At 68.3% G+C, this 7,432-nt stretch carries 7 protein-coding genes; 2 read left to right on the forward strand and 5 right to left on the reverse strand.

Going from position 1 to position 7,432, the window contains the following annotated elements; genetic code table 11:
• Window positions 1–103: 103 nt before the first annotated feature.
• Together mreD and mrdA are read left to right on the forward strand one after the other, a co-directional pair.
• The gene (mreD, locus tag AC27IO_RS18045) at window positions 104–622 is read left to right on the forward strand and encodes a rod shape-determining protein MreD (protein ID WP_272565890.1); all 519 of its coding nucleotides are present in this window, start codon (window positions 104–106) and stop codon (window positions 620–622) included.
• A gap of 46 nt (window positions 623–668) precedes the next feature.
• Window positions 669–2,609 carry a penicillin-binding protein 2 gene (mrdA, locus tag AC27IO_RS18050; RefSeq protein WP_284430286.1) on the forward strand — a complete coding sequence of 647 codons (1,941 nt, stop codon included), beginning with the start codon at window positions 669–671 and terminating at the stop codon, window positions 2,607–2,609.
• Window positions 2,610–2,624: 15 nt separating this feature from the next.
• On the opposite strand, the gene AC27IO_RS18055 is transcribed toward mrdA, so the two are convergent.
• The 5 genes from AC27IO_RS18055 to AC27IO_RS18075 all read right to left on the reverse strand — a co-directional run bounded on the left by AC27IO_RS18055 (window position 2,625) and on the right by AC27IO_RS18075 (window position 6,910).
• Window positions 2,625–3,539: a DMT family transporter gene (locus AC27IO_RS18055; RefSeq protein WP_284430285.1), complete on the reverse strand. Its 915-nt coding sequence runs from the start codon at window positions 3,537–3,539 to the stop codon at window positions 2,625–2,627.
• 89 nt (window positions 3,540–3,628) lie between these two features.
• Entirely contained in the window at window positions 3,629–4,372 is a 744-nt protein-coding gene (locus tag AC27IO_RS18060) for an amino acid ABC transporter ATP-binding protein (protein WP_284394622.1), read from the reverse strand.
• The gene (locus AC27IO_RS18065) at window positions 4,369–5,151 is read right to left on the reverse strand and encodes an amino acid ABC transporter permease (RefSeq protein WP_284394621.1); all 783 of its coding nucleotides are present in this window, start codon (window positions 5,149–5,151) and stop codon (window positions 4,369–4,371) included. Before AC27IO_RS18065 ends, AC27IO_RS18060 begins: the two co-directional genes overlap by 4 nt.
• Window positions 5,152–5,184: 33 nt before the next feature.
• Window positions 5,185–5,949 carry an ABC transporter substrate-binding protein gene (locus AC27IO_RS18070; RefSeq protein ID WP_272565884.1) on the reverse strand — a complete coding sequence of 255 codons (765 nt, stop codon included), beginning with the start codon at window positions 5,947–5,949 and terminating at the stop codon, window positions 5,185–5,187.
• 202 nt (window positions 5,950–6,151) lie between these two features.
• Entirely contained in the window at window positions 6,152–6,910 is a 759-nt protein-coding gene (locus AC27IO_RS18075) for a sulfite exporter TauE/SafE family protein (protein ID WP_284394620.1), read from the reverse strand.
• Window positions 6,911–7,432 lie beyond the last annotated feature (522 nt).

Consider the following 7,432-nt stretch of genomic DNA (forward strand, 5'->3'; position numbering starts at 1 on the left):
CCTGCGCCCGCCGCGCCGGTGCGCAAGGGGCGCCGATGATCCGCGCTGCCCTGCGCCCCCGCGGGCCTGCCGTGGCCGCCGCATCCCGTCCCGGGAGGTCCGCATGATCATGCCCCGCGGGCAGCAACTGCTGCTGCCGGTCCGCCCCCTGTTCATCGTCGGCAGCCTGCTGGTGGCGCTGGCGTTCAACATGCTGCCGCTCGGGCGCGTGGTGTGGACGCCCGACCTCGTGATGGTGCTGCTCGTGTTCTGGGGCGTGCACCAGCCCCAGCGCGTGGGCATGGGCGTGGCCTTTGCCATGGGGCTGTGCATGGATGTGTACCAGACCGCGCTGCTCGGCCAGCATGCCCTGGCCTATTGCGCCCTGATGTACGGCGCCCTGTACATGCACCGCCGCCTGCTGTGGTTCAGCGTGCCGTCGCAGGCGCTGCAGGTGTTTCCGCTGTTCATCGCGGCCCATGCGATCGAGCTGCTGATCCGCATCGTGTCGGGCGGCATCCTGCCCGGCTTCGAAGGCCTGGTGGCGCCGTGCCTGGAGGCCTTGCTGTGGCCGCTCGCCAGCTGGATACTGCTGGCGCCGCAGCGCCGTCCGCCCGACCGCGACGAGAACCGCCCGCTGTGAGCGCGAATCGCCGCCAGCCCCCTGATCTGACCGTTTCTTTGCCGACATGACCGAACTGCGCAACACCGAAGCCGATGCGTCGCGTTTCCGCACCCGCGTGTTCGTGGTGGCGCTGGTCGTGTTGATGGCGCTGTGCCTGGTGGTGGCGCGGCTGGTGTACCTGCAGGTGGTGCGCCACGACGACCTCGCCGAGCAGGCCGAGAGCAACCGCACGGCCGTGGTGCCCATCGTGCCCAACCGCGGCCTCATCCTGGACCGCAACGGCGTGGTGCTGGCCACCAACTATTCGGCCTACACGCTGGAGATCACGCCCTCCAAGGTCGAGTCGCTGGACGACACCATCGATGCCCTGTCCAAGGTGCTGGACATCCACCCGCGTGACCGGCGCCGGTTCAAGCGGCTCATGGACGAGTCGCGCAACTTCGAATCGCTGCCCATCCGCACGCGCCTGTCCGATGAGGAAGTGGCGCGCTTCACGGCGCAGCGCTACCGGTTTCCCGGCGTGGACATCAAGGCCCGGCTGTTTCGCAACTACCCCATGGGCGAGGTGGCCAGCCACGCGATCGGCTACATCGGTCGCATCAACCAGCGCGAGAAGGAGCGCATCGACGACTCCGAAGACGCGGCCAACTACCGCGGCACCGACCACATCGGCAAGCTGGGCGTGGAGCAGGGCTTCGAGAGCACCCTGCACGGCCAGACCGGCGTGGAGCGCATGGAGACCTCCGCCGGCGGCCACGCCGTGCGCCGGCTGGCCAGCCACCCGGCCACGCCTGGCAACACGGTGATGCTGTCCATCGACATCAAGCTGCAGAAGATGATCGAGGACATGTTCGGCGAGCGGCGCGGCGCGCTGGTGGCCATCGACCCGCGCAACGGCGAGGTCGTGGCGCTGGTGAGCAAGCCCACGTTCGATCCGAACCTGTTCGTGGAGGGCATCGACAGCGAGAACTGGCAGGCGCTCAACGAGTCGATCGACAAGCCGTTGCTCAACCGCGCGCTGCGCGGCACCTACCCGCCGGGCTCGACCTACAAGCCCTTCATGGCGCTGGGGGCGCTGCAGCTGAACAAGCGCTCGCCCACCCAGGTGTACAACGACCCGGGCTTCTACACCTACGGCGGCCACACCTTCCGCAGCCACGAGGGCGGGCTGGGCGGCGTGGACATGCACCGCGCCATCCAGTTCTCCAGCAACACGTATTTCTATTCGCTGGCCGTGGACATGGGCGTGGACACCATCCACGACTTCATGAAGCCGCTCGGCTTCGGGCAGGCCACGGGCATCGACATCAACGGCGAGGTGCGCGGCGTGCTGCCCAGCACCGAGTGGAAGCGCAACACCTACCGGCGCCCCGAGATGCGCCGCTGGTACTCGGGCGAGACGGTGTCGCTGGGCATCGGGCAGGGATACAACAACTTCACCATGCTGCAGCTGGCGCTGGCGGAGGCCACGCTGGCCAACGGCGGCACGCGCTATCGGCCCCACCTCATCAAGGCCATCAAGGACACGGTGACGGGCCAGATCACCGAGGTGCAGCAGCCCCCGGGGCAGGACCTGGGCTTTTCGCCGAAGAACGTGGAGATCGTGCGCAATGCGCTCGTCGCGGTGAACAAGGGCGGCACCGGCACGCGCGTGTTCGCGGGCGCGCCCTACACCTCGGCCGGCAAGACCGGCACGGCGCAGGCGGTGAGCCTGGGGCAGAACGTCAAGTACAACGCCAAGGCGCTGGAGGACCACCAGCGCGACCACTCGCTGTTCGCCGCCTTCGCCCCGGCCGAAAACCCGCGCCTGGCGCTGGCCGTGATCGTGGAGAACGCCGGCTTCGGCGCCGCGCATGCCGCGCCCATCGCGCGGCGCGTGTTCGACTACTGGCTGCAGGGCGACTACCCCAACGAGCAGGACATGGCTGCGGTGCGCAAGGGCCAGGCGGCAGCCCCCATCGGCACGCCGCTGCGCGCGGCCGACGTGCCGCTCATCGAGCCCTGACGCCGCCCGGCGCGGTCAGTTCCCGGGCTGCGCGCCGCCGGCACCCGCGATTTGCCGCGGTGCGGGCTGCCACTGGCTGAAGATCAGCGCTGCCACGATCAGCGCCGCGCCGGCCACCCCGGCAATGCCCAGGCGTTCGTCGATCAGCACCCAGGCGGTGAGCGCGGCGAACACCGGCTCCAGCCCGAACACGATGGCGCTGCGCATCGCATCCACGCGCTGCTGGCCCCAGGCCTGCAGCGTCACCACCACCACGCTGGCCAGCAGGCCGAGGTACACCAGGGCGATCCACGACGGCACCGAGAGCGTGGCAAGCGACGCCCACGTGCTGCCCAGCCCCCCGTGGCGCACGGCGATCAGCACGCTGGAGGCCGCCAGCATCATGGTGGCCTGCGCCGCGGCCATGCGCGTGGCGCGCACGGGTTCGGCGGCCGTGCGGCGCGCGCACTCTTCCAGCGCCAGGATGTACAGGGCATAGAACAGCGTGCTGGCGAAGGTCAGCGTATCGCCCAGGTTCCAGGGGTCGTTCTCATGGAACATCAGCGCCATGCCGGCCAGGGCCATCACGCAGGCGGCCCACAGGCGCCAGCCGTAGCGCCGCCCCAGCACGGCCATGGCCAGCAGCGGCACCACGAGCACGTTCAGCCCCGTCACGAAGGCATTGCGGTTGCTGGTGGTGCGCGCCAGCCCTTCGATCTGAAGCCAGAACGCCAGGAACAGCAGCAGGCCGAGCGCGAGGCCCCAGCGCGCCTCGGCGCGGCGCATGCCGCGCCACAGCGGGCCGAGCACCAGCAGCGCGATGGCAAAGCGCAGCCAGATGAGCTGCAGCGCATCGAGGTGCGCCGACAGCAGCTTCATCGCGGGGAAGGTCGTGCCCCACACCAGGGTCACGGCCAGCAGGGCCAGCAGGCCCAGGCGTTCAGGTTTCATGGAGACAAGGCGCCCGCGCACCCGATGAGCGCGCGGGCCGGAAAAAGCCAGTGGCCCGGCGGGAAGGGGAGGCGTGCGCCTCCCCCGGTTCACGCACCCATGCGGCCGATGAAGGCGCGGATGCGGTCGCTGGCGGGGTTGCCGAAGAACTCGGCTGGCGGCGCGTCGTGCGCGATGCGGCCCTGGTCGAAGAACATCACGCGGTCGGCCACCTCGCGCGCAAAGCCCATCTCGTGCGTGACCACGATCATGGTCATGCCGCCACGGGCCAGTTCGCGCATGACGTCCAGCACCTCCTGCACCATCTCGGGGTCGAGGGCGGAGGTGGGTTCGTCGAACAGCATCACCTTGGGCGCCATGGCCAGCGCGCGGGCGATCGCCACGCGCTGCTGCTGCCCGCCCGACAGCTGCCACGGGTACTTGTGCGCATGGTCCTGCATGCCCACGCGCCTGAGCAGCGCCATGGCCTGTTCGTTGGCCTTGGCGCGCGGGGTGCGGTGGATGCGGCGGGGCGCCAGCGTCACGTTGTCCAGCACGCTCATGTGGCCGAACAGGTTGAACTGCTGGAACACCATGCCGACCTCGCTGCGCTGCTTTTGCAGCGTGCGCTGGTCGTCCGTCACCTCGGTGCCGCCGATGGTGATGCGGCCGCTGTCGTGGGGCTCCAGCCGGTTGATGGCCCGCAGCAGCGTGCTCTTGCCCGAGCCCGAGGCGCCGATGATGACCGTCACCTCGCCGGTGTTGAAGGTGGTGGACACCTCCTTGAGCACCTGGTGCGCGCCGAACGACTTGCACACGCAGTCGGCGACGATGTAGGGCGTGGCCTGGCTCATTGCGCCCGTCCTTCCACGTCGAAGCGGTACTCGACGGCGTTGGAGATCTGCGTGACCAGCGTGGTCAGCAGCAGGTAGGTGATGGCCACGGTGGAGAGCGTCGCGATGGGCTGGAAGGTCGCCGACTGGATGCGGTTGCCCACGTTGGTCAGCTCCACCACGCCGATGGCGTAGGCCAGCGACGAGTCCTTGAGCAGCGCCACGAAGTTGCTCACCAGCGGAGGCAGCGAGATCTTGAAGGCCTGCGGAAACACCACGTCGAAGAACACGTGCAGGCGCGACAGGCCCAGGGCCCGCGCCGCCTCGGTCTGCCCGCGCGGCACGGCCAGCAGTCCGGCGCGCACCGCCTCGGCGTTGTAGGCACCCACGTTCAGGCCCAGCGCCACCACGGCGGCGGCGAAGTCGGGCAGGTTCAGCCCCGGCACCAGCACCGGCAGCGCGAAGTACACGAAGAGGATCTGCACCAGCAGCGGCGTGCCGCGGATGACCCAGATGTAGAACCCGGCGACCCAGCGCAGCGCGATCCAGCGCGAGGTGCGGGCCAGCGCGGCGCTGGTGCCCAGCACCAGGCCCACGCTGCCGCTCACCAGGGTGAGCCACAGCGTGGTGCGCGCGCCGTCGGAGAACGCCTGGGCGTTCGGTCCGATCGGGTCAGGCAGGAAGGAAAGAAGCTGGCCCAGCAGGGCCAGCGCCAACACCATCAGCAGCAGGGCGGAGACCAGCGTCGCATTGCTGCGGTGCTGGCGCGTCCAGTGCTGTGGCCACAGAGCATTGAGCATGGAAGGAAGGCGGTCCGAAGCCGGCGCCGCGGCTTATGGCGCGCAGCGGACGTCTTCGTTGAAGTACTTCTGGGACACGGCGGCGTAGCTGCCATCGGCCAGCACTTCGGCAAAGGCCTTGTTCCATGCGTCGGCCAGGCCGGTGTTGCCCTTGGAGACGGCGGGTGCGATCTTCTCGATGAAGAGCATGTCGCCCAGCTTCAGGCCCGCCTTGGGGTTCTTGGCGACCACTTCCTTGGCCACGAACTTGTCGGTCACCCAGGCATCGACGCGCTTGGAGGTGAGCGCGCTGCGGGCGTCCACGTCGGTGGGGAAGTTCTTCATTTCCTTGATGCCGGCGACCTTCTGCACGTTCTCCAGGTAGCTGGTGCCGGTCTGCACGGCGACGATCTTGCCGGTGAGGTCCTTGGCGGTGCGGATCTTGGGGTCGGTGGCGATGATCATGCCGCCCGAGCAGTAGTGGGGCGTGGCGAAGGTGACGGCCTTGGCGCGCTCTTCGGTCACGCCGTGCGAGGCGATGACGGCATCCCAGCGGTCCTGCGCCAGGCCGGTCAGCAGGGCGTCGAAGCCCAGCGTCTTCCATTCGACCTTCAGGCCCATCTTCTTGGCGACCAGGTTGGCCACTTCGATCTCGAAGCCCGTGAGCTGGGTGCCCTGGAAATAGTTGAAGGGCGCGAACTGGCCTTCGGTGGCGATGATGATCTTGCCGTCCTTCTTGACGGCCTCCAGCGTGCGGGCCTGCACGGAAAAAGCGGCACACATTGCCACTACGGTGGCGATCGTCTTGAACATCTTCATCTCTGTTGTTCCTGCGCAGGGTGGTTTCAGGTACAAAAAATCCGGCTTGGCGGTTAGCGAAGCCGGAGCCAGCGGCCAGTGGGCCGCCCGCGGGACGGGCAGTCACGGGATTGCCACATTATAAAAGGCGTGCATGAGGCCATGCACACCCGCAAACCCTGAGCCGGAGCGCAAAAAACGGGCCCGCTTGGGCTTTTTTTTCTCAGCGCAGGAAGGCGTCGTAGCCCGTCTTGAGAATGAGCGCGCTGACCACCACGATGAAGATGCCGCGCACGAAGCCCGTACCGTGCTTGAGCGCCATGTGCGTGCCGATGACGCTGCCCACCACGTTGGCCACCGCCAGCGGCACCGCGAAGTGCCACCACACGTGCCCCTTGGCCGCGAACAGGATGATGGCGGCCACGTTGGTGGCCAGGTTCAGCAGCTTGGCCGACACCGAAGCGTTCAGGAAGTCGTAGCCCAGCAGCCGCACGAACAGGAAGACGAAGAAGCTGCCCGTGCCCGGCCCGAAGAAGCCGTCGTAGAAACCCACCACCAGCCCGATGGCGCAGGCCAGGCGTGTCTCGATCCGGCCCTCGAAGCGCGGGGTGTGGTGGCGGCCCAGGTCCTTGCGGGCCAGCGTGTACAGCAGCACGGCCAGCAGGATCAGCGGCAGCAGCTTGCGCAGCGAATCCGCCGAGATCACCGTCACCGTCCAGGCGCCGGCAAACGCCCCGATGAAGCCCGCCGCGGCCGCCGGCAGCATCGCCTGCCAGCGCATCTGCACGCGGCGGCTGTACTGCCAGGTGGCGATGCCCGTGCCCCAGATGGAGGCGCTTTTGTTAGTGCCCAACAGCGTGGCGGGCGGTGCGTTGGGAAACGTGGCGAACAGGGCGGGCACGAGGATGAGGCCGCCGCCCCCGACGATGGCGTCCACGAAGCCGGCCAGCAGCGACGCCAGAGAAACAATGATCCATTCCATTCCCCGATTGTCGGGGCTGCCGCAGGGCGGAACGGGGAATGGGGGGCGATTCGTGCGTGCCGGCGCACAGCGAACCGGCCAAGGGAACGGGCAAAGAAAAAGCGCCGGGGTCGCCGGCGCTTTGTAAAAAAGGCATCTTATAGGGGGATGCTCGGAATGGTTTGTTCGACTTCGAGATGTCTCCTCGGTCCCCTCGTTCGACGCGACGGGCGCGTTTTCGAGTGGTTGAACTGTAACGAGTGCACCCTGCTGGTGCATTGGTGGTTTCCCGCACCCCGTTCTGGGGCAGCGTGGCGAAGCACCTGCGGGATGGGCGAAGCACGGGCGCGGCAGCCGTTGGTTTTTACGGGGCATTGATGCGCGGTTTGCTTCAATCGGCGGGCGTTTCGCTTCCCTCTCCAAGGCCTGTTCGCCATGACCGATCTTTCGCTTCGCCGCACCCTCTCCGCGCCGGCGGCCCTGGCTGCCCACCGCGCGGCCGCCCCCGAGTGGCCGGCGTTCCCTGCCACCGCGCCTGCGCTG

It is taken from the genome of Acidovorax sp. KNOB132 (assembly GCF_057541515.1).